General features: G+C 63.3%; 2 protein-coding genes. Both read left to right on the forward strand.

What is annotated here, in order from left to right; genetic code table 11:
* Nucleotides 1-2,066 (forward strand): DNA polymerase III subunit alpha (gene dnaE, locus B3E94_RS01170; RefSeq protein ID WP_286912020.1); only part of this gene is annotated, 2,066 nt, incomplete at its 5' end.
* Between the two features lie 105 nt (nt 2,067-2,171).
* Entirely contained in the window at nt 2,172-3,119 is a 948-nt protein-coding gene (locus B3E94_RS01175) for an acetyl-CoA carboxylase carboxyltransferase subunit alpha (RefSeq protein WP_176513508.1), read from the forward strand.
* Nucleotides 3,120-3,147: the final 28 nt, after the last annotated feature.

Raw genomic sequence — 3,147 nt, forward strand, 5'->3', positions numbered from 1 at the left:
TCAAGGGCGACGAGGATGCCCGGGAAATCTGGGACATGGCGCTCAAGCTCGAGGGTGTCACCCGCGGTACCGGCAAGCATGCCGGGGGCGTGGTGATCGCGCCGACCAAGCTCACCGATTTTTCGCCGATCGCCTGTGACGAAGAGGGCGGCGGCCTGGTAACCCAGTTCGACAAGGACGACGTCGAGGCCGCCGGCCTGGTCAAGTTCGACTTCCTCGGCCTGCGTACCCTGACCATCATCAAATGGGCAATGGAGACGATCAACCGCGAGCAGGCCAAGAACAACCTGCCCGAGGTCAATATCGACTTCATCCCGCTGGATGATCGCAAGACCTACGAGCTGCTGCAGAAGGCCGAGACCACGGCCGTGTTCCAGCTTGAATCGCGCGGCATGAAAGAGCTGATCAAGAAGCTCAAGCCCGACTGCCTGGAAGACCTCATCGCCCTGGTGGCGCTGTTCCGCCCTGGCCCGCTGCAGTCGGGCATGGTGGACGACTTCATCAACCGCAAGCACGGCCGCGCCGAGCTGGCCTACCCGCACTCCGACTACCAGTACGAAGGCCTCAAGCCGGTGCTGGCACCGACCTACGGCATCATCCTGTACCAGGAACAGGTGATGCAGATTGCCCAGGTGATGGCGGGCTATACCCTCGGCGGCGCCGACATGCTGCGCCGGGCCATGGGCAAGAAAAAGCCCGAGGAAATGGCTAAGCAGCGCGGCGGTTTCATCGAAGGTTGCGTGGCCAACAATATCGAAGCGGACCTGGCCGGTAACATCTTCGACCTGGTGGAGAAGTTCGCCGGCTACGGCTTCAACAAATCCCACTCCGCCGCCTACGGCCTGGTGTCGTACCAGACTGCGTGGCTGAAGACCCACTACCCGGCGCCTTTCATGGCCGCGGTACTCTCGGCGGACATGCACAACACCGACAAGGTGGTGGTGCTGATCGAGGAAGTGCGCAGCATGAAGCTGCGCCTCGATGCGCCGGATGTGAATGCCTCCGAGTTCAAGTTCACGGTCAACGACGACGGCCGCATCATCTATGGCCTGGGCGCGATCAAGGGGGTCGGCGAAGGCCCGGTGGAGGCGATCGTCGAGGCGCGCGCCCAGGGCGGGCCGTTCAAGGACCTGTTCGACTTCTGCGAGCGCGTCGACCTCAAGCGGGTCAACAAGCGCACCCTCGATGCGCTGATCCGCAGTGGTGCGCTGGACCGCCTCGGCCCGCACTTCCATGACGAGATCAAGGCGTACCACGCCAGCATCGACATCAATCGGGCGACCTTGCTGTCTGCCCTGGAAGAAGCCATCAAGGCGGCCGAGCAAACCGCGCGCACTGCCGACAGCGGCCACGTCGACCTGTTCGGCGGCTTGTTCGTCGAGGAAGACTCCGACGTCTACGCCAACCACCGCAAGGTGCGCGAGCTGACCCTCAAGGAGCGCCTGAAGGGCGAGAAGGACACCCTGGGCGTGTACCTCACCGGCCACCCGATCGATGAGTACGAAGGCGAGATCCGCCGCTTCGCCCGCCAGCGCATCATCGACCTGAAGCCCTCGCGCGAGACGCAGACCATCGCCGGCATGATCATTGCCCTGCGGGTGATGAAGAACAAGAAGGGCGACAAGATGGGCTTCGTCACCCTCGACGACCGCTCCGGGCGCATCGAGGCGTCGCTGTTTGCCGATGCCTTCATGGGCGCCCAGGCGTTGTTGCAAAATGATGCGATGGTCGTCGTCGAAGGCGAAGTCAGCAACGACGATTTCTCCGGTGGCCTGCGCCTGCGCGTGAAGCAGGTGATGACCATGGAAGACGCCCGCACCAAGCTCGCCGAGAGCCTGCGCCTGAAGGTCGCGCACGATGCCCTCAAGGGCGATCGCCTGAATTGGCTGGGCGAGTTGATCACCCGTCACCGCGGCGGTTGCCCGATCACCCTCGAGTACACCGGCAGCGACGCCAAGGCCATGTTGCAGTTCGGCGACCAGTGGTCGATCGACCCCGCCGACGGCCTGATTCAGGCGCTGCGTGACCAGTTCGGGCGTGAGAACGTCTTCCTGCAATATCGTTGAACCGACCAAATTTAATCTCGACCTGAATGCGCCTGATCCCTTAAGGTAGGGCGCCAAACGGATCAACCGGCCGGCCGCCTGGCCGTAGACCCAAGACGGATGACTATGAACCCGAATTTTCTCGATTTCGAACAGCCGATTGCCGACCTGCAAGCCAAGATCGAAGGCCTGCGCCTGGTAGGCAACGACAACTCGCTGAACATCAGCGATGAAATTGCCCGTCTGCAAGACAAGAGCAACACCCTGACCGAAAGCATCTTCGGCAACCTGACCAGCTGGCAGATCGCACGCCTGGCCCGTCACCCGCGTCGTCCATACACCCTGGACTACCTGGAGCACATCTTCACCGAATTCGAAGAGCTGCACGGCGACCGCCACTTCTCCGACGACGCCGCCATCGTGGGCGGTACTGCGCGCCTGGACGGCAAGGCAGTCATGGTCATCGGCCACCAGAAGGGCCGCGAAGTGCGCGAGAAGGTGCGCCGCAACTTCGGCATGCCGCGCCCTGAAGGCTACCGCAAGGCCTGCCGCCTGATGGAAATGGCCGAACGCTTCAAGATGCCGATCCTGACCTTCATCGACACCCCGGGCGCCTACCCTGGCATCGACGCCGAAGAGCGCAACCAGAGCGAAGCGATCGCCTGGAACCTGCGCGTCATGGCGCGCCTGAAGACCCCGATCATCGCCACCGTGATCGGTGAAGGTGGCTCCGGCGGTGCGCTGGCCATCGGTGTGTGCGACCAGCTGAACATGCTGCAGTACTCCACCTATTCGGTGATCTCGCCGGAAGGTTGCGCCTCGATCCTGTGGAAGACCGCCGACAAGGCCGCCGATGCCGCCGAGGCCATGGGCATCACTGCCGAGCGCCTGAAGAGCCTGAACATCGTCGACAAGGTCATCCAGGAGCCGCTGGGCGGCGCCCACCGTGACCCGGCGAAGATGTCCGAAAGCATCCGTGCCGACCTGGTCCAGCAGCTGGACATGCTCGGCAAGTTCGACAATGACGCGCTGCTGGCCCGTCGTTACGAGCGCCTGATGAGCTACGGCCTCTGATAGACACCGGGGCCGCTTCGCGCCCCCA

The organism is Pseudomonas sp. UBA6315, from assembly GCF_002438125.1.
Lineage (GTDB): Bacteria > Pseudomonadota > Gammaproteobacteria > Pseudomonadales > Pseudomonadaceae > Aquipseudomonas > Aquipseudomonas faucium.